The organism is Bradyrhizobium guangdongense (genome assembly GCF_006483445.1).
GTDB lineage: Bacteria > Pseudomonadota > Alphaproteobacteria > Rhizobiales > Xanthobacteraceae > Bradyrhizobium > Bradyrhizobium guangdongense_A.
Genome location: NZ_PPPT01000109.1, coordinates 38,624 through 60,742, shown reverse-complemented (window position 1 = coordinate 60,742; position 22,119 = coordinate 38,624). Strand labels below are relative to the sequence as shown.

At 64.7% G+C, this 22,119-nt stretch carries 28 protein-coding genes and 2 tRNA genes; 16 read left to right on the top strand and 14 right to left on the bottom strand.

Translation table 11 applies throughout. The annotated features are described in order from the left end of the window. The first annotated feature begins 59 nt into the window (after positions 1 to 59). The 3 genes from C2U70_RS16175 to C2U70_RS33475 all read left to right on the top strand — a co-directional run bounded on the left by C2U70_RS16175 (position 60) and on the right by C2U70_RS33475 (position 1,895). Positions 60 to 479 (top strand): hypothetical protein, encoded by a 420-nt coding sequence (locus C2U70_RS16175; RefSeq protein WP_186294295.1) that lies wholly within the window; start codon positions 60 to 62, stop codon positions 477 to 479. 287 nt (positions 480 to 766) lie between these two features. Further along, positions 767 to 1,474 carry an outer membrane protein gene (locus tag C2U70_RS16170; RefSeq protein ID WP_140979417.1) on the top strand — a complete coding sequence of 236 codons (708 nt, stop codon included), beginning with the start codon at positions 767 to 769 and terminating at the stop codon, positions 1,472 to 1,474. A 268-nt stretch (positions 1,475 to 1,742) separates the two neighbouring features. After that, positions 1,743 to 1,895: a hypothetical protein gene (locus C2U70_RS33475; protein ID WP_246666763.1), complete on the top strand. Its 153-nt coding sequence runs from the start codon at positions 1,743 to 1,745 to the stop codon at positions 1,893 to 1,895. A 27-nt stretch (positions 1,896 to 1,922) separates the two neighbouring features. Here C2U70_RS33475 and C2U70_RS16160 read toward each other — a convergent pair whose 3' ends face one another. Both C2U70_RS16160 and C2U70_RS16155 read right to left on the bottom strand, forming a co-directional pair. After that, complete coding sequence (locus C2U70_RS16160) at positions 1,923 to 2,177, bottom strand: hypothetical protein (protein WP_140979415.1); 255 nt, start codon at positions 2,175 to 2,177, stop codon at positions 1,923 to 1,925. A 316-nt stretch (positions 2,178 to 2,493) separates the two neighbouring features. Next, a complete protein-coding gene (locus C2U70_RS16155) occupies positions 2,494 to 2,883 on the bottom strand; it encodes a hypothetical protein (RefSeq protein WP_140979414.1) in 390 nt (129 codons plus the stop codon). Positions 2,884 to 2,983: 100 nt separating this feature from the next. Between C2U70_RS16155 and C2U70_RS33035 the strand changes: the two genes are divergently transcribed. Next, positions 2,984 to 3,154, top strand: coding sequence for a hypothetical protein (locus C2U70_RS33035; protein ID WP_186294294.1), 171 nt, complete (start codon positions 2,984 to 2,986; stop codon positions 3,152 to 3,154). A 4-nt stretch (positions 3,155 to 3,158) separates the two neighbouring features. Here C2U70_RS33035 and C2U70_RS16150 read toward each other — a convergent pair whose 3' ends face one another. After that, the gene (locus C2U70_RS16150) at positions 3,159 to 3,401 is read right to left on the bottom strand and encodes a hypothetical protein (RefSeq protein ID WP_246666762.1); all 243 of its coding nucleotides are present in this window, start codon (positions 3,399 to 3,401) and stop codon (positions 3,159 to 3,161) included. Positions 3,402 to 3,495: 94 nt separating this feature from the next. Here C2U70_RS16150 and C2U70_RS16145 point away from each other — a divergent pair, with 94 nt between their 5' ends. From C2U70_RS16145 to C2U70_RS16135, 3 genes are all read left to right on the top strand, one after another. Next, the gene (locus tag C2U70_RS16145) at positions 3,496 to 3,990 is read left to right on the top strand and encodes an adenylate kinase (RefSeq protein ID WP_246666761.1); all 495 of its coding nucleotides are present in this window, start codon (positions 3,496 to 3,498) and stop codon (positions 3,988 to 3,990) included. A gap of 241 nt (positions 3,991 to 4,231) precedes the next feature. Then, entirely contained in the window at positions 4,232 to 4,951 is a 720-nt protein-coding gene (locus C2U70_RS16140; protein ID WP_140979412.1) for a class I SAM-dependent methyltransferase, read from the top strand. 30 nt (positions 4,952 to 4,981) lie between these two features. After that, positions 4,982 to 5,680 (top strand): class I SAM-dependent methyltransferase, encoded by a 699-nt coding sequence (locus tag C2U70_RS16135; RefSeq protein ID WP_140979411.1) that lies wholly within the window; start codon positions 4,982 to 4,984, stop codon positions 5,678 to 5,680. Positions 5,681 to 5,744: 64 nt separating this feature from the next. Here C2U70_RS16135 and C2U70_RS16130 read toward each other — a convergent pair whose 3' ends face one another. Beyond that, on the bottom strand, positions 5,745 to 6,008 hold the full coding sequence (locus C2U70_RS16130) for a hypothetical protein (protein WP_140979431.1): 264 nt from the start codon (positions 6,006 to 6,008) through the stop codon (positions 5,745 to 5,747). A gap of 93 nt (positions 6,009 to 6,101) precedes the next feature. Beyond that, the gene (locus tag C2U70_RS33030) at positions 6,102 to 6,254 is read right to left on the bottom strand and encodes a hypothetical protein (RefSeq protein ID WP_186294293.1); all 153 of its coding nucleotides are present in this window, start codon (positions 6,252 to 6,254) and stop codon (positions 6,102 to 6,104) included. Positions 6,255 to 6,542: 288 nt separating this feature from the next. Here C2U70_RS33030 and C2U70_RS16125 point away from each other — a divergent pair, with 288 nt between their 5' ends. From C2U70_RS16125 to C2U70_RS16115, 3 genes are all read left to right on the top strand, one after another. Next, positions 6,543 to 8,387 carry a PQQ-binding-like beta-propeller repeat protein gene (locus tag C2U70_RS16125; RefSeq protein WP_140979410.1) on the top strand — a complete coding sequence of 615 codons (1,845 nt, stop codon included), beginning with the start codon at positions 6,543 to 6,545 and terminating at the stop codon, positions 8,385 to 8,387. A 14-nt stretch (positions 8,388 to 8,401) separates the two neighbouring features. Next, positions 8,402 to 8,854: a hypothetical protein gene (locus tag C2U70_RS16120; RefSeq protein WP_140979409.1), complete on the top strand. Its 453-nt coding sequence runs from the start codon at positions 8,402 to 8,404 to the stop codon at positions 8,852 to 8,854. 171 nt (positions 8,855 to 9,025) lie between these two features. After that, positions 9,026 to 9,247 (top strand): hypothetical protein, encoded by a 222-nt coding sequence (locus C2U70_RS16115; RefSeq protein ID WP_140979408.1) that lies wholly within the window; start codon positions 9,026 to 9,028, stop codon positions 9,245 to 9,247. Positions 9,248 to 9,261: 14 nt separating this feature from the next. Here C2U70_RS16115 and C2U70_RS16110 read toward each other — a convergent pair. Continuing rightward, positions 9,262 to 9,336 (bottom strand) — tRNA-Thr (locus tag C2U70_RS16110). Between the two features lie 155 nt (positions 9,337 to 9,491). Then, a complete protein-coding gene (locus C2U70_RS16105) occupies positions 9,492 to 9,962 on the bottom strand; it encodes a hypothetical protein (RefSeq protein WP_140979407.1) in 471 nt (156 codons plus the stop codon). 280 nt (positions 9,963 to 10,242) lie between these two features. On the opposite strand from C2U70_RS16105, the gene C2U70_RS16100 reads away from it, so the two are divergent. Next, the gene (locus C2U70_RS16100; protein WP_140979406.1) at positions 10,243 to 10,734 is read left to right on the top strand and encodes a hypothetical protein; all 492 of its coding nucleotides are present in this window, start codon (positions 10,243 to 10,245) and stop codon (positions 10,732 to 10,734) included. Positions 10,735 to 10,826: 92 nt separating this feature from the next. Next, on the top strand, positions 10,827 to 11,348 hold the full coding sequence (locus C2U70_RS16095) for a hypothetical protein (protein WP_140979405.1): 522 nt from the start codon (positions 10,827 to 10,829) through the stop codon (positions 11,346 to 11,348). A gap of 66 nt (positions 11,349 to 11,414) precedes the next feature. On the opposite strand, the gene rlmB is transcribed toward C2U70_RS16095, so the two are convergent. Beyond that, positions 11,415 to 12,245, bottom strand: a complete 831-nt coding sequence (rlmB, locus tag C2U70_RS16090) for a 23S rRNA (guanosine(2251)-2'-O)-methyltransferase RlmB (protein ID WP_140979404.1) — start codon at positions 12,243 to 12,245, stop codon at positions 11,415 to 11,417. Positions 12,246 to 12,463: 218 nt separating this feature from the next. On the opposite strand from rlmB, the gene C2U70_RS16085 reads away from it, so the two are divergent. Continuing rightward, a tRNA-Tyr gene (locus C2U70_RS16085) sits at positions 12,464 to 12,549 on the top strand. 91 nt (positions 12,550 to 12,640) lie between these two features. Here the strand turns inward: C2U70_RS16085 and C2U70_RS16080 are convergent. After that, complete coding sequence (locus C2U70_RS16080) at positions 12,641 to 13,672, bottom strand: LLM class flavin-dependent oxidoreductase (protein WP_140979403.1); 1,032 nt, start codon at positions 13,670 to 13,672, stop codon at positions 12,641 to 12,643. Between the two features lie 257 nt (positions 13,673 to 13,929). Between C2U70_RS16080 and C2U70_RS16075 the strand changes: the two genes are divergently transcribed. Beyond that, positions 13,930 to 16,575, top strand: coding sequence for a DUF2235 domain-containing protein (locus C2U70_RS16075; RefSeq protein ID WP_140979402.1), 2,646 nt, complete (start codon positions 13,930 to 13,932; stop codon positions 16,573 to 16,575). A gap of 7 nt (positions 16,576 to 16,582) precedes the next feature. Here the strand turns inward: C2U70_RS16075 and C2U70_RS16070 are convergent, their stop codons facing one another. The 4 genes from C2U70_RS16070 to C2U70_RS16055 form a co-directional block, all read right to left on the bottom strand. Beyond that, entirely contained in the window at positions 16,583 to 17,563 is a 981-nt protein-coding gene (locus tag C2U70_RS16070; protein WP_140979401.1) for an NADPH:quinone oxidoreductase family protein, read from the bottom strand. Between the two features lie 111 nt (positions 17,564 to 17,674). Continuing rightward, the gene (locus C2U70_RS16065) at positions 17,675 to 17,920 is read right to left on the bottom strand and encodes a hypothetical protein (RefSeq protein ID WP_140979400.1); all 246 of its coding nucleotides are present in this window, start codon (positions 17,918 to 17,920) and stop codon (positions 17,675 to 17,677) included. A 30-nt stretch (positions 17,921 to 17,950) separates the two neighbouring features. Beyond that, positions 17,951 to 20,014: an ATP-dependent helicase gene (locus C2U70_RS16060; RefSeq protein WP_140979399.1), complete on the bottom strand. Its 2,064-nt coding sequence runs from the start codon at positions 20,012 to 20,014 to the stop codon at positions 17,951 to 17,953. A gap of 156 nt (positions 20,015 to 20,170) precedes the next feature. Then, positions 20,171 to 20,557, bottom strand: coding sequence for a YciI family protein (locus C2U70_RS16055; RefSeq protein WP_140979398.1), 387 nt, complete (start codon positions 20,555 to 20,557; stop codon positions 20,171 to 20,173). 215 nt (positions 20,558 to 20,772) lie between these two features. Here C2U70_RS16055 and C2U70_RS16050 point away from each other — a divergent pair, with 215 nt between their 5' ends. Continuing rightward, on the top strand, positions 20,773 to 20,958 hold the full coding sequence (locus C2U70_RS16050) for a hypothetical protein (protein WP_140979397.1): 186 nt from the start codon (positions 20,773 to 20,775) through the stop codon (positions 20,956 to 20,958). Between the two features lie 30 nt (positions 20,959 to 20,988). Then, positions 20,989 to 21,204, top strand: a complete 216-nt coding sequence (locus C2U70_RS16045) for a hypothetical protein (RefSeq protein ID WP_140979430.1) — start codon at positions 20,989 to 20,991, stop codon at positions 21,202 to 21,204. Here C2U70_RS16045 and C2U70_RS16040 read toward each other — a convergent pair. Beyond that, a complete protein-coding gene (locus C2U70_RS16040; RefSeq protein WP_140979396.1) occupies positions 21,201 to 21,917 on the bottom strand; it encodes a substrate-binding periplasmic protein in 717 nt (238 codons plus the stop codon). The genes C2U70_RS16045 and C2U70_RS16040 overlap by 4 nt on opposite strands. Between the last annotated feature and the right edge of the window lie 202 nt (positions 21,918 to 22,119).

Sequence of the window (22,119 nt, the reverse complement as noted above, 5' to 3'; positions counted from 1 at the left end):
GGCCGGTGCGTTTGCTAGAAGGAGTCTCTACGCTCGGCGTGACGAGGGGGAAGGGACGTTTGAGGAGACTGCTACAACGCGCTTGCGTCCTGGTACTGCCGCTCCTGCTCGCCGCCTGCTTCGGCAGTGACGGCGGCGGATCGATGATGAACGATGCCGGCGCCAACGCGCCGCAGCCCTTCCCGGATAATTTCCGCACCGAGGCGCTGGCCTATATGCGCACCTATCTGAACAACCCGGTCGGGGTGCGCGATGGGGCGCTGGCCGACCCGGTGCTGCGCACCGTCGGCGGCCGTCCGTTCTATGTGGCCTGCCTGCGCTTCACCCCGCGCGAGAGCGACGGCAGCTACAAGGGCATGCGCGAGCGCGCCATCGTCTACGTCAACGGCCGGCTCGACCGCATCCTCGAGCGCAGCGGCGACATGTGCACCGGCGCGGTTTACGCACCCTTTCCAGAACTGGAAAAGTTGAGCCGGTAGCGCAAAGCGCCCTTTCACCCGCGGGTGGTAGGACGAAGGTGGCCTGAGGCCGGAGATCACATTTCGGGGAGCTTTGAACGGGGCGGCTTTGGCGAGCGACAAATCCCTAAGGAGGTGTGCGCGTGAGCGAACAAATCTGTCGTTCTGCGGGGGTGCCAGGGAACAAAAAGCCGTTGTTGCGGCCCCATCACAGTAACGAACGATCAACGTTCCGGCATTGCCTAGAAGCAACCAAAATCAGGCCACGTTGTTTTCTGAGGGTGAATTCGTAATAACGGGGATGATCCATGAAGACGTTCTTGCTCGGCGCGGCCGCATTAATTGCGCTGGCCGGTCAGGCTGCCGCAGCCGACATACCGGCGCGCACCTATACCAAGGCTCCCGCCTATACCCCGCCGCAGGTGGTCTATAACTGGACCGGTTTCTACATCGGCGGCCATGTCGGCGGTGCGTTTGCCGGCGACAACACCTTCCAGTCGAGCGACGCTCGCTTCCTGGGCGGCGTGCAGGGCGGCTTTGACTATCAGTTCGCCCCCAACTGGGTGATGGGTATCGAAGCCCAGTACTCCTGGCTTCCGACCAACAACAACGGCGTCCTGTTTCCGGGCGGCACGCTCGTGACCTCCAACACCGACCAGCTCGGGTCGGTCACGGGCCGCGTCGGCTACACCTGGGGTCCGGCGCTGGTCTACGCCAAGGGCGGCTATGCCTGGCGCAACACCAATTTTGGCGCCAGCGTCGCCGGCGTGCCGGTGGCTGTCGCCACCACGGGCAACAACAAGGACGGCTACACCGTGGGCGGCGGCCTCGAATACCTCTTCGCGCCGAACTGGTCGGCCAAGGCCGAGTACCAGTACTACAACTTTGGCAGCACCACCGTCGCCGCCGGGCCCGCCGACATCGCCGGCGTGCGCGGCCGCAATGACGAGCACACCGTCAAGGTCGGCGTGAACTATCGCTTCGGCTGGGGCGGTCCGCCCGCCTCGCGCTACTGACACCTGCGTCCAGCGCTTCCGACACGACAGGGGCCGGCTTTGCCGGCCCTGTTTTTTTGCGCGCTTCTCACCCGCGTCATGTGCATGCGGTAAAGCAAAAATAATTTTTGCACCTTAGGGAACACGCGGGCCGGAACGCGTTATTATGGGGTCGCCGGGCTGTGGGATGACGAACATGCGTATCTTGGCGTCGGTGCTTATTGCCTCTTCAATCCTCTTCGCTCTGCCGTGTTCGGCGCAGACGATCCTCAGATCGGAGCCGCTGAGCTTGGCGCCCTATGAGGTCGCCTTCGTCCGGGACTTTTCCTGCGGCCCGGGCAGGGTCATGAAGGTGACCGGCGCGATCCGCGGTCTGCATCGGCGCAAGGCCTGCGTCATGCTGCCGGGCGAGCAGGCTTCGCTCGCGACCGCGACGCCCTGACGCGACCTCTCTTTCAGTCATTGCCCTTCAGCTATTGAATTCGAGCTCGTGCCGGGACTGCCGCTCGGCGTCCGCCTTGTTGCGGGCCGGGTCGTCGCCAGGACCCGCCGGGCAGGGCTTGATTTCGTAGTCATTGTCCAGGACCCGGCGCGGCCCCGCCCGGTCCTCGTCCGTCACCACGTCGACCACCAGCCCGCTCTTCTGGGCCAGCATCCAGACGTCGGCCTCGGTCGGGTAAGATTTGCTGATCTGATCGTCGTTGCAAAACAGGGCGTAGGGCATCGATTCCACTCCGGGGAAGGACCTCGAAGAACCCTCCTTAACGCCCGGGAATGCCTGGAAGTTTCAGCCGCGACCGCGCCGGATTCGGCTCCCCACGGGCCTGTGAGCGGGTCTGAAACTGGTTTTGAGTCGTAAACGAGTCCTGAATCCCAAAAAAAAGAATCCCTGGGACTCCCCGGCCGGAATCAGCGGATGTTTCCGGCCATGACGACCGACCTGAAAACCTCCTGCGGGCACATGCTCCTGCCGCTCACGCTGGCGCTGGTCGGCGCCTGCGCGGCCAATCTGGTCCTGGTCTGGTCCTGGCTTTAAGCCGCTACTTTCGGGCAGACGGCGGCGATGCGGCGTCGCGGATATCGGCGCGCAGCTTGGCAAGCGTCGTCGCGCAATATTCCTCCCGCTCGCGCTCGAACCGTTCCTGGTGCTTGCGGAAGTTGGCGACCCGGCCCTGGATCTCGGCCCGGAAGTCGCCGGCGATCCGGGGCGGTGCGACCTCAAACGGCTGCGGCGCCGGGGCGGCGGGCGTTTGCGGCGCCTCGATCTCCACCGTCCGCTCGATCGCCACATAGGAGACGATGTCCACGGTCGCGGCCGGCACGGCCGGAGCCTCATCGGCCCGCGGGAAGCCGTCCTTCCGGCCGGTCACGGATTGGACGAAAGCCATGGTCTGCGCAATCAGCGCGTCGCGTTCCCTGATCCACTTCATGATCCACCTCAGCCCTTGGCCATTCCAGCAAAGGGCAGGCTGCGAATCAAGCGTCCCGACAGGGATTGCATAATTTTCCCGGTCGTCCGAGAGTGGGATTATGGATACGAAAGAAGCAGACCAACTGCCGGAAGAGGCGCTGGGATTGCGGCTGGTCCGCGCCTTCCTGACGCTGCCGCCCGAGAAGCGGCAGCACGTTTTGGAAATCGTCGAGGAGATGTCGCGCGGGCCGGACCGGCGCGAGGAGGGGGCCGAGGCGGCCCCGCGCTGACGCCCTAGCGCTCGCGCGGATTGACGTTGGGCACGAAGGGCGTGCCGACCACCCGGACATCGCTGCGATCGACGGTGCGGACCGGCTGGACTGACGGCGCGGTATCCGCGACCCTCATGTCCGCGACTGCCTGAGGAACGGGGCCCGGCACGAGATCGACAAGCGCAGCCGCGCCGGCGACGACGATGCAGGACAGCGTCACCGCTGCCAGCAGCACCATGTTGCAGTTTTCTTCCCTGATACGCATGGGATGAAAACGGCAAAGCCCCACCATTGGTTCCGGCCTGCTTGCGTGCGCGCAACGCTTCGTTTCTATTCGTCCGATGGCAACAGACGCGCGCGTGGTGATCATCGGCAATGCAGCCGGCGGCAAGTCGACCTTGGCCCGTGCGCTGGCGGCGCGTCGGGATCTGCCACTCGTCGAGGTGGACCGGCTGCTTTGGCAGGCGGGCTGGCAACTTGTGCCAGCCGAGGTCTACTCGCGCCGTCATGTCGAGGCGATTGTTGCCGACCGATGGATCATCGAGGGCCTCGGCAGCCAGGACTCGATCGCGCCGCGCGTCGCGCGTGCAACGGAGATCGTCCTGATCGACCTGCCGCTCTGGCTGCACTTTGCACTTGCCGCAGAACGCCAGACCAAATGGACGGAGCAGGAGGCGCCGCCTGCCGGTCTTGCCGAACTGCCGCCGATGCGCGCACTGTTCGAGACGATGTGGCAGGTCGATCGGGGGTGGATGCCCGGCATCCGCGATCTCTGCCGAAAGGCAGAGGCCGACGGAACGAAGGTCAGCCGGCTGCAAAGCCTGGATGAGATCGACGCCTTCGCACGAGCGTGAGGTCGAAGTGAAGGAAGCCGTCACCAGCGCGGTGTGATCAAAAGGCCGTAGGCGATCGCAAACAGCAATCCGGTCATGGCCAATGCAGCCACTGCGCCCGCGGTGATCTTGACCATCTCTTTGCCGCGAAAAGAACGCATCGATCGGCTCCTGCTGCATTCTACCTGATGTTGAACTGCGATCCAATCTGTGGTGAATGAGCCGCCCGGCGCAGGCCGCATCATCTCTGAGGAGGCGAGCGATGAATGACGAGGTCGACGGCGGTTGGGCCTCTTCCGCGCAGGCCTGGATCGTCGAGCAAGGCGAGGAGGGCGACTATGGCCGCCGCGCCGTGCTTGACGCTCCGATGCTGGCGCGGATCGAAGGCCGCAGCTTTGCCCGCGCGCTCGACGTCGGCTGCGGCGAGGGCCGCTTCTGCCGGATCATGCAGCGGCTGGGTATCCGCACCACCGGCATCGATCCCACCGAAGCGCTGCTTGCGCGCGCGAAACAGTTGGATCCCGCGGGCGACTATCGGCCCGGCCGTGCGGAGGACATCACCGAGGAAGCGCAGTTCGACCTTGTGGTCAGCTATCTCACCCTCATCGATATCCCGGATATCGAGACGGCAATCGTGAAAATGGCGACAGCGCTGCGGCCGGGCGGCACGTTGCTGATCGCCAATCTGACGAGCTTTAACACTGCCAACATGCCGGACGGCTGGCGCCGTGACGGCGATGGCGTCGCGCGCTTCTCGATCGACCATTATATGGAAGAGCGGCCGATCTGGATTGCCTGGCGCGGCATCCGGCTGCAGAACTGGCACCGGCCGCTCAGCACCTACATGACGCTACTCCTGAACCAGGGCCTGCAATTGCGCCTGTTCACGGAACCGCGGCCGACCGCCGGCGATCCCGCGCAGATCGCGCGCCATCTCCGCGTGCCGTATTTTCACATCATGGAGTGGCAGAAGCCGGCGTAGAGTGGAGTCGATTCACAGGGGACTTCCCGTATGGATTCAAAGCGTCCGCCCGTTCTCGCCCATCAGCGCTTCGTCGCCGAGCGCGATAATTTTGCCGGCCTCGATCTCGCTGCGCGCTTTGACCGGATCTTGAAGACAAACCTGTGGGGCGCGCCGACCTCGGTGTCGGGCCTCGGCTCCGAGGATCTCGCGACGGCGGCGATCCGCGAGGCGTTGCCGCCCTTGCTGCAAAAGCTCGGCGCGCGCTCGCTGCTCGACGCACCCTGCGGCGACGCCGGCTGGATCGCGACCTGCAAGCTCAATGTCGACTATATCGGCGCCGACATCGTGCCGTCGCTGATCGAGGCCAACAGGCGGCGCGCTGCGAACGGCGAGGTCGCCGGCCGCTTCGTTCTCGCCGACATCACAAGCGACGCGCTGCCGCGCACCGATCTCATCCTGTGCCGCGACTGCCTGGTGCATCTGAGTTTCCGGAACATCGCACGCGCGGTCGCGCGCTTCCGCGACAGTGGCGCGCGTTATCTGCTCGTGACCACCTTCCCGGACTGGGAGACGAACGGGGATTGCGAGGACGGCGACTGGCGCGCGCTCAACTTCGAACGCGCGCCGTTCAACTGGCCGGCGCCGCTCGAACTGATCAACGAACGCTGCGACGAGGGCGGGGGCGGCTGGAGCGACAAGAGCCTCGGGTTGTGGCGGCTCGCGGATCTGCCGCAGTCCGCCGATTGAAGACGGCGGAGGACGTGCTCCGCCGCAAGAAGTTAACGCCACTCAGCGTGGCCAGCGAATGGCGTCAGGCTGCGCGGGTCCACTCCGTCGCGGAATCAACCGCCTTGAGGCGATCCTCCAGGGCAGCGATGGTCACGAGCAGGTTCTCCCGGCGTCCCCGCAAGGTGATGGCGAGCATGGGATAGGCCAGCGCCGTGGGGTCGGAAACGCGGGCGCGCTGCTCTTCATCCTGGATGTCGGAATCCAGCAGTTGGACTTTCCAGCGCAGATCCGCGATCAGCGCCTGGAGTTGCATGGTCGATGTCTTGGATTGGAACAGCGGCTGCATCAATCTCGCCTCACTATGAGACAGGCCCACTGCGGACCCGCCAGGTTGAGGTTATCTGAGCAAACCCGATGCCAGTTCAGCCCACGTGGGCGCTTAGCCTCGGTCCTGTAACCTTGCGATCTGCGAGTTGTGCTGCGAACGCTTGTCCTTGGCCTCGACGCAGATGCGCACGACGCCCGCGGCAACGATGGCGAGCAGGCTGACCCAGACGCAGGCAGACAAAGCAGCGGATGCCATTTTACGCATGTTGGACTCGCGAGACCGAACGAAGGCGTCGCGCCGAGTATGGTGGCGCGACGCCTTCGCCTTGAACCCGGAGGGCAATGTCCGGTGCGCGCAAACTAGCGCGCGGTCGCACGGCTGCAATCGAACTCGGGTATTAAGCTTGATGGCCCGGGTTAATTCGGCCGGCTGTTGCGAATGTCGCGACGGTATAAGAGCGGCACGGCCGTTGCCCGGCGCAACACCTTCACGGTAGACTTCGCCTTGCGCAATCGGCCACGCCCTCTTCCGTCCCGGTGTCGGAATGCCCCCATGAAGCAACATGCTGTCGCGCTCGCTCTGCTGATTTCGTCCTGCTGGCCGGCACTGGCGCAGCAGGATGGTGCGGCGCTTTACGCGAGCCACTGCGCACAATGTCATGACACGACGGACAGCCAGAGCCGCGTGCCCAGCCGCACGGCGCTCAAGGCGATGTCGCCCGAGCTCGTGCTGAGCGCGCTGACGTCGGGGAGCATGGCCTCGATCGCCCGCGCGCGCAGCGATGACGAGCGCAGGGCGATTGCCGCCTTCGTGACCGGCAAGCCGCTGGATGCCGGCGCGATGGTGACGACCTCGGATGCGTCCGGCCTTTGCACGCAGCCGCCGGCCGGGTTTCCCGCCGCACTCGACGGCCCGCGCTGGAACGGCTGGGGTGCGGGCACGACCAACAGCCGCTTCCAGCCGACCGAGATGGCGGGGATGACGGCGGATGACGTGCCGCGCCTGCGGTTGAAATGGGCTTATGGCTTCGCCGGTGCGTCCGTGGCCTTTGCGCAGCCGACCATCGTCGGAGGAATGCTGTTCGTCGGCGGCAGCGATCGCAAGGTGCGTGCACTCGATGCGAAGAGCGGATGCACCCTGTGGACCTTCAGTCCCGACGGGCCGGTGCGTGCGGCCATCAGCTTTGGGCAAATCGTAGGATCGGACCAGGGCGCAGTGTTCTTCGGCGATCTCCGTGCCTACGTCTACGCGGTGAATGCCCGCACCGGCGCGCTGATCTGGAAGGTGAGGGTCGAGGAGCACCACGCCGCCCGCGTTACCGGCGCGCCGACGCTCTATGACGGACGGCTCTATGTGCCGGTGTCCTCGCTCGAGGAAGCCGCCGGATCGGATCCGACCTACGAATGCTGTACCTTCCGTGGCAGCGTCGTGGCGCTGGATGCGGCGACCGGCAAGCAGGTCTGGCAGGCCTACACGATCCCCGAAGTTCCGCATCCGACCACCAAGAACGCCAACGGCACGCAGCTCTATGGTCCGTCGGGTGCTGCGATCTGGTCGGCGCCAACGATCGATCCCGAGCGTAAGGCGGTCTATGTCGCGACCAGCAATTCCTATTCGAATCCGCCGTCGATCACGAGCGACGCCGTGCTCGCCTTCGATATCGCGACCGGCAAGCTCATGTGGAAGCAGCAGGCGACGTCCAAGGACGCCTTCGTCGTGGCGTGCTTCATGAGCAATCGCACCAACTGTCCCGACGATCCCGGCCCCGACCATGATTTCGGCCAGTCGCCGATCCTGGTGAAGCTCGGCGACGGCAAGCGCGTGCTGGCGATCGCGCAAAAATCCGGCGTCGTGCACGCCTTCGATCCCGATCAGGACGGCAAGATTTTGTGGCAGACGCGCGTCGGCAAGGGCGGTCCGCTCGGCGGCAGCGAGTGGGGCTCGGCGGCGGATCAGGACCGCATCTATGTCGCGATATCGGACGTGCGGTTCACACCCGACGGCACGCGCAGCCTTTTGCCGAATGAAGGCGGTGGGCTGTTCGGCCTCGATCTTGCGACCGGAAAGGTGTCGATGGAGGTGCAGCCCGTCGCCTGCGGCGACCGCGTGTTCTGCAGCCCGGCATTGTCAGCGGCCGTGAGCGCCATTCCCGGCGTCGTATTCTCCGGCGGCGTCAGCGGCTACATCCGTGCCTACGCGACGGCAGATGGAAAATTGCTGTGGGAGTTCGACACCACGCGCGATTACGTCACGGTGAACAAGGTGCGGGGCTATGGCGGCGCGATTGACGGGCCCGGGCCCGTCATCGTCGACGGCATGCTCTACACCAATTCCGGCTACGGGCAGTGGAGCGGCGTGCCCGGCAACGTCCTGCTGGCGTTCGAGGTGATGCGCTGACCGGCTTGCAATTCATGTGGCACTGCCTCCTGATCATCGTGTTGTCCGTCCTGGCCAGTGTCGTACCGGCGCGCGCCGACGACTGTGAGAGCAAAGCGGTCGAGATCGCCGAGAAGATCGGCCTCGATGCCGGTCAGCGATCGCCCTCCGGCTCCATCGCGCTCAGCGCGCGCAACGAGGGCGATGACGACTACGGCGCCTATCTGCTCTGCAAGGGCGCGACAGGCACGACGCTGCGTTTTCTCAGCCCGCCATCTCCGGGGCAAAAATGGTTTCAGTTCGTCGGCCGCTCCGGCGCGATCCTCACCGGCGTGAAAGCCTCATCGATCGCGATCGGCGCGCAAAACTGCGTCGAGAACGCACGCCTGCGCAAGACGGCGTTTCGGTCGCCGGGCTCGGCGTTCCAGATGCAATGCATGGTGTCGCGGAATGACGATCGCGCGGAGCTGTCGTTGGCGGGGAGATAGCGGGGCATGAAGTTTTTTGGAATTGCTGCGGTGTTGGCCGTCTGTTGTTTGCCAGCCGGAGCAGAGGCCCGGTCGCTCAGTAAAACGGTCACATCGGGCAAGACGCAGCAAGTTCTCAGCTATGCATCCTGGGGCGAAGCGTGCAGTCCGAGGGCGGGGACCGTCAGGCTGGTGACCAAACCGCAGCACGGCAAGGTGCGCTCCCGTCCGTCAAACCTGCTCATCACGACAGCCCGTTTTGGCGACACCAAATGCATTGGCCGGCGAATCCCGGGTGTCGCGATCGACTACACGCCTGACAAGGGCTTCCGCGGCACCGACAGCTTCGTCGTGAACGTGAAGTATCACACGCATCTGCCCGAGGACGATACCGTCACGCTGACCGTGGAGTGAAGCAGGAGAACTGCTGGTGCCGGCTGAGGGGATTGAACCCCCGACCTTCGGTTTACAAAACCGCTGCTCTACCGCTGAGCTAAGCCGGCATCTTCCAACAATGCGTCGCGTGGCGCGAACGCGTCGCCTGCGCGGGTCGCAATACCAGACTTGTGCGGAAAGTGCCAGAACCGGAAAACGCGGTTTTGCGGCATGAAACGGGCGGCCCGAAGGCCGCCCGCTGAGGTCGTTTGGTCACGTCAGTCTATTGGCAGAGGTGACGCTTGCCGTCCTCGCCGCGGAAAGTGGTGCCGGGCGTGCAGACAAAGCCGTTGCGCTGGGCGTAGCTGCGGCTGTCCCAGCCGCGATAGTCGCCGTCAGACGGATACGAATTGTCATAGGCGTAGGAATTGTCCCAGGCGCGGAACGGCGCGGTTGCGATCGCACCGGCGGTGCCGACGGCTGCGCCCGCGACGTTGCCCGCAACGTCGGCCGGCCAGAAGCCGGTCTGCGTCCTGTTCCAGTCGTTGTCCCGGTCGCGCGCCTGGCGATAGCTCACGCGACGATCGTAGCTGCGCTCCGCGCCGGCATTGCTGCCGCGCCAGGTCTCGCAGTTGGAGTTTGGGAACGCCGACTGGCAGCGGACCTGATTGTCTCGCATCGTCTGGGCCATGGTCGGTGTTGCCAGCGCGGACACCGCGATCGCGGCTGCGCCAAGAAGGGTCAGATGTTTCATGCCTTGCTCCCTGTGGTTGAGATGCGGGGCTAAGCATGCAGCGGCGCCGTCGTTCCGGTTGCAGCGGCAGGTTTCCACGTGTTGCGGTCAAACCGGCGTGAGCATGTCGATGGTTCCGGCGCCGGGCGAGAACTGCGTTAACACTTTCATAGACTCGTCAGCACATTTGCGCTGGCTTTCAGCCCTGCTGCGTTAGGCTTACCGGAATTAAACCGGATCGCCTTAACACTCTGGGTTCAGTGATCGGTTAGGTTGCGCGCTGAATAACCGGGGCCCCCTGATGCGCGCTTTGGCGCTTGTCGCATTTCTGATCGGACTGCCTGCGTCGGCGCTTGCAGCCGACGGGTTTGACATCGTCATTCCCGGCCGTCCCGGTGTGCCCATCATCATTAACGGCATCGACGCGTCCTATACCGTCATCGAAGGCGATTGGGGTCTCGCGCGCGGCACGCATGTGCAGCCCACCATCTATGGCGGCCGCTATGTGCCGGATCGTCAGCCGCCGGACGTCGGCCATTATTATCCGACCATGGGACTGCGGCCCGGCTACGGGCGCCTTGAGGTCGAGCCGCCCGCCAACCGCAAATTGCCGCAGCCGGCACAGAGCTACTATCAGAGCTGGGGCGCGCAATCCGCGCCGCTGCCCGCGCAGATGGACGTTCCCGTCAATCCGCCGGCGGTCATTCTGGCGCCGGAGATCGGCGGCGAACCGCGCCGTCATCGTCCGCGTCAGGTGCCGCATGCAGATGGACCCGGCACTCCGCCCAGGTAAGGCGAACGGGTAAAGCGAACAGGTAAGACGTCAAGCAAGCACATTAGAAACCAAGTCAAAACCAACGAAACGGAAATCGACAGGAGAGAGTAATGCGTCAGATGATTTCAGGACTGGTCGCGGCAGCCGCCGTGTTGGTCGCAGGTGCAGCCCCGGCTGCGGCGTGCGGCTGGAACCCCTGCGCGCCCGTGGTTGCGCCGGTGTTCTCGGGCTGCAACACCGGCTGCGGCGGCTACGGCTATGGCGCCGGTTATGGCTATGGTTCCGGTTATGGCTACGAGCGCCTCGCGGAGCCGACCTCGCAATATTACTACGTGAACCAGGGCCCGACCTATACCGGTCCGGGCGCGTTCGCGCCGACCCCGACCTATCAGGAAGACGCCATCGTGACGCCGGGTTACGGCTATGGCTACCGTGCACGCCCGTACGGTTATGGCTATGGCGCGCGTGCGGTCGCTCCGTACCGTCCGTACTATCGTCCGTACCGCTACGGCTACGGCCCGCGCGTCGGCTATCTGCCGCGCGTGCACTATGGCTATGGTCCTCGTTATGGCTACGCGCATCGCGTCGCGCCCGGCTATTACGGCCATCGCGCGCTGCGCCGCTATTACTGATCGCTCGATCGGTTGAGTTGAGTTCGAGGCGCCCGTTCGCATCGCGCGGACGGGCGCTTTGTTTTGCTAGCGCTTCATCAGCCCGAGCCGGCTCGCGCCGACATAGAGCGCGAGCGCCGCGGCGTTCGACACGTTGAGGCTCTTGATCTCGCCGGGCATGTCGAGCCGCGCCACGACGCTGCAGGTCTCGCGCGTCAATTGGCGCAGGCCTTTGCCCTCGGCCCCTAACACCAGCGCCAGCGGTTCGCGCAGTGCGACCGCGCTCAGATCCTCAGAGCCCTCGCTATCGAGTCCGACGGTCTGGAAACCGCGCTCGTTCAGCGCCGTCAGCGCGCGCGCGAGATTTTGCACTGTTACCATCGGCACCAGCTCGAGCGCGCCGGAGGCGGCCTTGGCCAGCACGCCGGTTGCCTCCGGGCTGTGACGCGCGGTGGTGACGATCGCCTTCACCGCAAAGGCCGCGGCCGAGCGCAAAATGGCACCGACGTTGTGTGGGTCGGTGATCTGGTCGAGCACCAGCACCATGCCCTCGGGCGCGAGCGTCTCGATGTCGGGCGAGGGCAGGGAATCGGCCTCCGCGAGCAGCCCCTGATGCACGGCATCCGGTGAGAGCAGCCGGTCGATCTCCTGCGGCCGGACGATCTCGGGCGTGATGCGGGTGGCGATGTTCTCCTCGGCCAGACGCCTTGCGGCGTTCTCGGTCAGGATCAGCTTGCGGATGCGCCTGTTGGGGTTGGCGAGCGCAAGGGACACGGTGTGCCAGCCGTACAGGATGGCAGGGCCGTCGGGGTGCGAATCGCGGTCGCGCCAGGCCGGGCGGCCGGCCGATTTCTCGGCCTTCTTGAAGGGCTTACCGTCGCGGCGGCGGCCCTTGGGAGCGAATTTTCGATCGTTCATGGCAGCGCTTGTGTCACGGGTTCCGGAATATGGCAATTTGGCCGTCTTCCGAGGCCATTATGGACGATTTTCCCCGAACGCCTCGGTTGACTTTGCCCCGCCGCATCGCCCATAAACGCGCCCGGTCGCGCCCCGATCCGGGTTGCCGCGGCCTTCACGTTCCATGGCCGCTTTCGGTCCGCCGGCAAACGTCCGGTCCGATCATGCTGCCGTCGAGCGGGGGAGTGTCCCGAGTGGCAAAGGGAGCTGACTGTAAATCAGCCGCCTCATGGCTTCGCAGGTTCGAGTCCTGCCTCCCCCACCATCCTGCTTCGCGCTGACGCGCTTCGCAGGATTTGCAGCCCGCCAGCCCGCGAAGCAGGATGCCGCGCCGGTGCCCAGAGGGCGTAGGCGGGCTACCCCACCATCTCCCGCACCATCGGCGCCACCTTCCGCCCATAGAGCTCGATGCTCCGCATCAGCTTCTCATGCGGCAATGGCCCGGCCGAGTATTTCAACTGAAATCGCGCAATGCCGAGCGTCTTCGCGGTCGCTGCGATCTTGCGCGCCACCGTTTCGGGCGAGCCGACATAGAGCGAGCCGTGATCGGCTTCGCTCACGAACTCGTCGCGGCCCATCGGCGGCCAGCCGCGTTCCTTGCCGATGCGGTCGCGCATGGTCTTGTAGTCGGTCCACAATTCTTCGCGCGCCTGCTCGTCGGTCTCGGCGACGTAGCCCGGCGAATGCACGCCGATCGGTTTGGGTGTCCGGCCGAACTCCTTGAGCGCGCGGTGGTAGAGCTCGACATAGGGCGCAAAGCGCGCGGGATCGCCGCCGATGATGGCGAGCATCAAGGGCAGATCGTAATGCGCGGCGCGCACCACGGATTTCGGGCTGCCGCCGACGCCGATCCAGGTCTTGAGCGTGCCGTGCTCGACCGGGGGGTAGACGAGCTGATCCCTGAGCGGCGGACGCAACTTGCCTTCCCACGTCACCGGCTTCTGCGAGAGCAGCGCGGCGAACAGGTCGAGCTTCTCCTCGAACAGCTCTTCGTAGGATTGCAGGTCGAAGCCGAACAGCGGAAAGGATTCCGTGAACGAGCCGCGGCCAAGGATCACCTCGGCGCGCCCACCGGAGATCGCGTCGAGCGTCGCAAAGCGTTGAAACACGCGGATCGGATCGTCCGAGCTCAGCACCGTCACGGCGGAGCCGAGATGGATGCGCTTCGTACGCGCGGCGATCGCCGCCAGCGCCACGTCAGGCGCGGAGATCGCAAAGTCGGAGCGGTGGTGCTCGCCGAGCCCGATGAAATCGATGCCGAGCTCGTCGGCCAGCACGGCTTCGTCCACGACGTTGCGGATTACCTGCGCATGCGGCAGCGGCGTGCCAGCCGCATCCTTGGTGACGTCGCCAAAGGTATCTAATCCGAGCTCGAGCGGTTTGGTCATTGACTTGATCTCTGTGGGAAGCCGTCGCGTGAAACGTGGCATCTGGGGATCGCGCGCGGCGCAACAAGGTCGCAGGCAGAAATGCACGGTTTCCGTTTCGACGCACTCTTGCGACCTCAGCGCGTTCGTGGGAGAAATGCACGCTTATATTGATGCTGCTTTCGCTGTCCGAAATGTCTGCCGGTCGGCAGTCAGGACGAGTTCCGAAGGCGCCGGCCTGATCGCGATCTCTGAATGTCCGGTGGAGGAATCGCTCGATGACCGATGTCGCGATACCGGTACGTGATCGAAGCGAAGCAGGGCCCGTCGAGGCCGGAGCCGATGGGGCTCAGCGGCCGCCACGGAAATTCGTGCTGTTTGCCGACGGCACGGGCAACGCCTTCACCAAGCAGGAATCCAACGTCTGGCGCCTGTACGAGGCGCTGGATCGGACCAGGCCCGACCAGGTCGCCTACTATATAAAAGGTGTCGGCACCGCCAGTTGGGCGCCGCTCGCCGCGCTCGACGGCGCAACCGGTATCGGCGTGCCGTCCAATGTCCGAAAACTCTATCGCTTCCTGTGCTGGAACTGGCGGCCCGGCGACGAGATCTACATCTTCGGCTTCAGTCGCGGATCATTCACGGCGCGGACATTGGCCGCGATGATCTCCTCGCAGGGGCTGGTTCCGGCCGAGCTCGGTGGCGTGCCCGTCTCGCACAGCGACATGCAACGCAACACGATGGCGGCATGGCGCGAATATCGTAGGGAATCGATTCCGTGGCACAAGAGCCTGCCGACGATCTGGATCAGCCGCATCGTCCGCGACGTCGCGCTCGCGGTCTATAATTTCATTCGCCGGCGTCCGTCCTACAAGACGGTGCGGGACGCGATGGGCGGTCGCACTGACGTCCATGTCGAATTTCTCGGCGTGTTCGACACGGTGGAGGCGTTCGGCGTCCCGGTCGAGGAACTGCGCACGGCCATCGACTGGGCGATCTGGCCGATCTCATTCCGCAACGGCAGACTCGGCAAGAAGGTCCGGCGCGCGCGGCACGCGCTTGCGCTGGACGACGAGCGCACGACCTTTCATCCCATCCGCTTCGAGCACGGGCTCGACGATCCCCGCATCAAGGAGGTCTGGTTCACAGGCGTTCACTCCGATGTCGGTGGCGGCTATCCCGACGGCACGCTTGCATTCGTGCCGCTGGTCTGGATGGCCTCGCAGGTCGAAGGCGACCTTCGCTTCCAGCCGGGCGCAATCGATCATTTCAGGACCTATCAGTCGGCCATCGGCCCCATGCACGACTCGCGCAGCGGCGCGGCCGTGTTCTATCGTTACGGTCCGCGTCCGATCGGCGAGAGTGTGACGAAGGACGGCGGCCCGCCCGTCGTGCATATCGCTGTCGTCGAGCGTATGCTGCACGGCTGCGACAATTATGCGCCGGTCACACTTCCCGCCAGCGCAAAAGTGCTGCTGCCCGATGGCCGAGTGATGCCGCTCACGGAGGAGAGCACCCGCCGCGAGATGAGGTCGGCATACTGGGGCAAGACCAAGAGGAGCGGCGCTGTGACGGAGCAGGGCGCCGCCGCGGCCGACGCTTTCATGGGCATGTCGCCGCCGGACGAGGTGATCGTCGCGGAGACGCTCGACACAGTGTGGTGGCGCAGGTTCTGGTACTTCTCGCTGCTCCTGGCGGCCGCCTTCCTCGCGCTATGGCCATTGGTAGCCGTGCCCGTCGTCGAGAAGCTCAAGCGGCCGACGGATCAGGTCGCGGCCGACGGCGTCTCGGCACTGGATGTCATCCGTTTCATCGACTATGGCGTCGGCGCCATCACCGGTCCGCCGGCGCGCATGCTGGAAGGGATTTTGCCGTCCTACGTGGCGCCCTGGTTGCGGATCGCGGTGTTCTATCCGTTCGCGACATTCGTCGTCGCTGCGGTGGTCTATGCCGCATGGCGGATGAGCGCGTTCCTGCGCGACCGCATCCAGGAGCGCGCGCGGCTTGCCTGGAACCGGCCGGATCGCCAGGTGACAGACATCGGCAAGCCGACATGGTGGCTGAAAGTCGCGCGCTTCATGCGGCTTTATGCCTGGCCGGTGCAATGGGCCTTCAGCAAGCTCGTGCTGCCCGGTGCCTTCCTGATTCTGATCTTCGGTCTAGCGCTGCTTGTGACCGAGCGTAGCTATTTCGGCTGGCGCGACGGAACGGCCGGTTTCGCCTGGCGCTTCGGCCCGCCTGCCTTTTGCAAAGTCAGCAAAAACCCGACCTTGGTCGGAGAACAGGCGATCGCCGTGCCGACGCCGTTCGAAACCAAAAATCCGTGCTGGGCGAGCGGGCTCTGGGTCGAGAAGGGGCGCAAATACAGGATCTGGATCGACGTCAGGGATCCCTGGTTCGATCGCGACATCATGACGGGCGTCAACGGATTTGATCTTGCTTCGCTGCGCTGGGGCGTGCCGGTCCGCCGCTGGATCGGTGGGGCCTGGTATCAGCCGGTCGCGCGCATCGGTGAGAACGCGGATGCCGAGCTGCTGCTGCAGGAGATCGACGGCGCCAAGGCAGACGAATTGCCGCGGCTGCGCGACCCTACCAAGGCAAAGGACATCGACAATCCGCCGGACACCTATCCGGTTTACGCCAAGAGCAGCCTGCCGAAGCCCAACTGGATGACGGCGTTCTGCCCCAACCAGCCGATTCCGCCGACCGAGCTCGCCGCCGCGCGCGAGGCCTGGCGACAGCAGAATCTGGCATCGCGCATGGTTGCCGACTTCACGGCGGACGCATCGGGCGAGTTGTTCCTCTATGTCAACGACGCCATTCAGTTGATGCCGTTGATGGGCCCGTTCACCTGCTACTATGACAACAACAGCGGCAGTGCCGATATCACCGTGCAGCGGATGCCTTTGCCTCGGGCCAAGTGAGGCTGCTCTATGAGGAGATCCGCACCACCATCTTGCCTAGCGCATCGCGCGTCTGCATCGCCTTGAAGGCGTCGCGAAACTCCGCGAAGGCAAACACGCGCCCGACCGCGGGTTTCAGCCTGCCATCGGCGAGCCAGCTCGTCAGGTCGGCCATCAGGCGTTTCTGGACGTCGGGCTCGCGCGTCGGAATCTGCGCGAGGTCGACGCCGAGCAGCGCGCCACCCTTGAGCAGCGGCAGGTTGAACGGCAGCGCCGGGATGGTCCCTGCCGCGAACCCGACCACGAGGTGCCGTCCCCGCCAGGCGATCGAGCGAAACGCCTGCACGGAAATCTCGCCGCCGACGGGATCGAAGATGACGTCGGCGCCGTGGCCGCCGGTCAGCGCCTTCAACGTGTCGCGCCAGTCCGGCTGTGTGTAGTCGATGACGGCGTCCGCGCCATGCGCGCGCGCAAATTCGCGTTTCTCCGGCGTTGAGGCCGCCGCAATGACGCGCGCACCAAGCAGCTTGCCGATCTGCACCGCGGCGATCCCGACGCCGCCGGCCGCGCCCAGCACGAGGAGCTGCTCGCCCGCGGCGAGCATGGCGCGGGCAGTGAGCGCATAATGCGCAGTCAGATAATTGGCACGGAAAGAAGCTCCGACCTCGGCCGTAACGCCGTCGGGCAGCAGGTGCACCGCGTCTGCGTTGACGGTGATGTATTCGGCGAGCGCGCCCGATCGTGCCATGCCCATCACGCGCATGCCGGGCTGATACTGCGCCATATCGCCGGGCGCTTCGTCCACCACGCCGGCAAACTCCGTACCGGGCGTGAAGGGCAGGGGATCCTTGGTCTGGTACAGCCCCTGAACCTTCAGTCCGTCGACAAAACCAATTCCCGCTGCGTGAACCTTGATCCGCAACTGGCCTGCCGCGACGGGCGGTTTGGAAATCTCCTTCAGTTCGACCTGATCGACAGGAGCAAACTGTTCGACGACGACGGCTTTCAAATGAGGCCTCCCGAATGTCCGGCGCGCAAGGTGAGGGCGGAATTCGCCCGCATCTCTACAGTCACCAAACCCGCAGCCCGCGCCGATATCTTGCGTCGTCGCGTTGCGATTTCAGAACGTGACCTTCTCGGCCATCTCGTCGGCGCTGCGCGCGCGCAGGACGCGGCGGCGCAACTGCTTGAGGCCGTCGATCTCGGCGTCGATCGCCTCGATTGCCTTCATCTGCTGCTGGCGAAGCGCGCGGCGGTCGCGGATGTGGACCATGGTCCGGTCCTTCGACTTCTGGAGAACGTCGCGGGCAAGGCGCCTGAGAGCATCGAGCTGCGCCACAATCTCCTTCTTGCCTGCATTTGCCATCGATCCACTCCTTGATGATTTGGTCGGGCTCTACCGCCACATCCCGCGCATGCGTGCCCCGACGTCGATCCTTGGCCCTTGCGTCGCCGTTCGGGCCGGGCCACTGGCCGCTTGCGGCCAGCTCGTTCGCTCGAACAGATGCACCAGCGCTTCCGGAATGAAGCGGGTGCGCGAGGCGTAGACATGGCGATCGCCGTGGGCGGCCTGGCCGTGGGTGAAGAAACGTTGCGGCACCACCAGGTGCAGATCGTCCTTGGCCCGCGTCATCGCGACATAGAGCAAGCGGCGCTCCTCCTCGATCTCGGCGCTCGTGCCGGTGCCGAGGTCTGACGGCATACAGCCGTCGACGACATTGAGCACATAAACCGACTTCCATTCCTGACCCTTGGCGGAATGGATGGTCGATAGGATCAGATAGTCTTCGTCGAGCAGGGGCACGCCGGCCTGGTCGCTGGTGGCGTCAGGCGGATCAAGCGTCAGCTCGGTCAGGAATTTTTCGCGCGAGGGATAGCCGCTGGCGATCTGCTCGAGCTGCACGAGATCGGCGCGGCGGGTCTCTGAGTCTTCGTGGATGCGATCGAGATGCGGCTCATACCAGAGTCGTGCGCGCTCGAGATCTGTAGGCCATTCGGAGTAGCGCAGATTCTCCATCGTCTGGATGAAGGCCTCCCAGTCGGCGCCGGCGCGCGGCGGGGCAGGGAGCTGGCAGAGCGCAGAAACCGGATTGGCGCTCTCCGCCATCTGGTCGAGCACGCGCTGCGCGGTGGCTGGTCCCACGCCCGGCAGAAGATGGAGAATGCGAAAACCGGCGACGCGGTCGCGCGGGTTTTCGACGAAACGCAGCAGCGCCAGCATGTCCTTGACATGCGCCGCATCGAGAAATTTCAGCCCGCCGAATTTCACGAAGGGGATGTTGCGGCGGGTCAGCTCGATTTCCAGCGGGCCGGAATGCGACGAGGTCCGGAACAGCACCGCCTGGTGCTTCAGCAGTGAGCCCTGTTCGCGGTTGGCGAGCACCTGCTCGACGATGTAGCGAGCCTGCTCGGCTTCGTCGCGGACGGTGACGAGCTGTGGCTTTTGCGAGGAGGTTCGGTCGGTCCAGAGGTTTTTTGTGAACCGCTCCTTCGACAGGCCGATGACGCCGTTCGCGGCCGACAGCACCGCTTGCGTCGAGCGATAGTTGCGGTCGAGCGTAATCATCTCCGCACGGGGCGAGAAGGCCTGCGGGAATTCGAGGATGTTGCGCACGGTGGCCGCGCGAAACGAATAGATCGACTGCGCGTCGTCGCCGACGACGGTGAGCCCGCGTCCTTCCGGCTTCAGCGCCAGCAGAATCGAGGATTGCAGGCGGTTGGTGTCCTGATATTCGTCGACCAGCACGTGGTCGAAGCGGCTGCCGATCTCCTCGGCAATGCCGGCATCACTCATCATTTGCGCCCAGTAGAGCAGAAGATCGTCATAGTCGAGCACGCGCTGCGCCTGCTTGGCCTCGACATAGGCGGCAAACAGGCCCTTCAATTCCGTCGCCCAGCCCGAGCACCACGGATAGTGCTGGCCCAGCACCTTCTCGATCGCCATCTCTGCATTGACGCAGCGCGAGTAGATCGACAGGCAGGTGCCCTTGGCAGGAAATCGGTTTTGCGTTTTCGACAGGCCGCATTCGTGCCGAACCAGGTTCATCAGGTCGGCAGAATCCTCGCGGTCGTGGATGGTGAAGGCGGGATCGACGCCGATCCTTTCGGCATATTCGCGCAGCAGCCGCGCGCCAATGCCGTGGAAGGTGCCGGCCCAGGTCAGCGCATCGCGCATCACGGCCGCCTTGTTCTCGCCGAGCACCTTTCGCGCGATCCGTTCGACGCGGGACGCCATCTCGGCCGCCGCGCGCCGCGAAAAGGTCATCAGCAGGATACGGCGCGGATCGGCGCCGGCGACGATCAGGTGGGCGACCCGGTGGGCGAGCGTGTTGGTCTTGCCGGAGCCGGCACCGGCAATGACGAGCAGGGGCCCGCCGATCGTGCCGCCGTTGCCCACACCATGCTCAACGGCGCGGCGCTGCTCGCCATTCAGCGTATCCAGATATGTCGCCGCCGTCACGAATCGCCCCCTCGGAGTGGGACAGAATCGGCGATATCAGGCTGATCCGCAATCCGGCTGGACACCGGGAGGTTTGGGACTTAGGGGGCCCCGGATCCCAGCCGCGATTGTTCCCAGCGCGCCGTCACGCCCGCGCCGGCGAGGAAGCGCCGTCCTTCAGCCAGCGGCAGGTGTCGCGCCAAACCCGTCGGCTGGCACATAAAGCTTGACCGGGCGGATTTCGTAGACCGCCGTCGGATTGACCTGACGCAGCCTACGCACTGCGGCGATCACCTCATCTTCAGTGTCGAATTCCAAGAGATGGAAGCCGAGGAGCTGCTCCTTGGTCTCGGCAAACGGGCCGTCCAGCACCATGCCCGCACCGGGGCCACGTATGGTGCGGGCCTTTTGGGTGTCGTCCAGACGGGCTGCCGGCCCAAGATGTCCGCTTGCGCGCAAGGGCTCCTGAACCTCGATGACTTTGGCCACGACCGCTGCGTCCTTCTGCGGCGTCCAGGACAAGACCTCGCTCTCAACGTGATAGGCCAGAATAGCGTAGAGCATCATCACCTCGTGTGTCTTTGCGCATCCGCGCGCCCCGAAGGACGTATGGCGTACGCCGTTTTCGACAACCCGCGGACACGAAATATTGCGTCGTTCTGCCGCGACGAAACAGGATTGAAACCCGATTGTCGACCGCCTTCCTGAACGCGACGCTCAACCCAGGCGACTGATAGCCACTGAGAACGCTGCACAAAGCAGCGGCAGCGGAGGCGGCAATGTCGGGTTCAAGCATCAAGATCATTTGTGACGCGCGCCGGTCGGCGCAATCCGATTCGGCCGATCTGCACGATCAGTCCGGTCACCATCGCTATTACGGCAGTTCGGCCTCGAACGGCGGCGAGCAGATCGTCGAAAGCCGGCGCGGCAAGCGCCCGCGGTCGCTGAACGTGTGCGGCTTCTGATCGCGCGGCCGCCGAGAGAGCTTGCGCGACATGACCCTTTCAACCGTGCTGATTGCGGCGCTTCCCTTCGTTCTTTCCCTTGCAAGCCGAACCAATCAGGCAATCGCACCTTGCGCGGTGGCCAGCGTGTTCACATGGCTCTTCAGTGCCGATTTCGACCGCGCCGCGCTTGCCTGGGCCATCGGAATGCTGATTGCAATCGTAGCGCTGCGCGAGCGCCTTCGCCTGATCTCGTTCTGGCCCTAACGCTCTCCCAGAACCTGCTTGACCAGCGAGGCCCGTAGTTGAGCCAGCTCGCCACTGGCCTCCATGTCCGCGATCGCCTTGCCGACCTTCGGGGCGAGATCGCGGTGCCGCTCGTGCAAATAGTGATGGATGTAGATCCGCTGAAGCGGCGGGGACAGCGGATAGATGCGGTTCTCCAGGTTGAGCTTGCGCACCGCGACCAGCCCGCTGAACAGATCTGTCACGATCAGGTCGAAGCGGTCGGCATCGAGCATCTGGATCATGTTTTCCAGGCTGGTGGCCGCGGTGACGCGGCTCATGCCTCGCGTGCCGGCCTCCGACGAACCGACGCCGCGCACGATGCCGATACTGTACTCCTTGATCGAATCCCAGCCGGCGACGTCGAAGCGAAGTCTGGTCGTGAAGACCGAGGGCTCGATATAATTGATCGGCGGCGAGATTTGCACCAGCGTCGGATAGTCCTTCGAGAGGTTGGCGATTCTCTGGATCTCGCCATCGAGCTCGCCGGCGCTCGAGAGCGCGAGCGCGCGCTTGCCAGGAACGTCCTCGAATTCGAGCCTGATGTTCAACCGCGCGTAGACGGCCCGCAGCATTTCGCCGCCGACATATTGATCCGGGATGTCGGCTATGCGCGCCAGCCGAAGCACCGATTGTGCCTGTGCCGGGCCGCCATGGAGCAGCAGCAGCGCGCCGATGAGTAATGTCCGCCACATGACGCGTCTCCTTTCCCGTCCATTGCTACCGCTGGATTGAGGGATCAACGCGATCTACCGGAAGGTGGTCCATTCCGCGGATACCTTCCGCTCGCGGGGAATCCGCGACCGTCGGCCGTCCGTATCGGGGCGCCTCCGAACTTTCACCGATGTCATTTTAGCATGCGCGGTGCTAGTTTGTGCCGGCTTCCCGCCGCTGGGC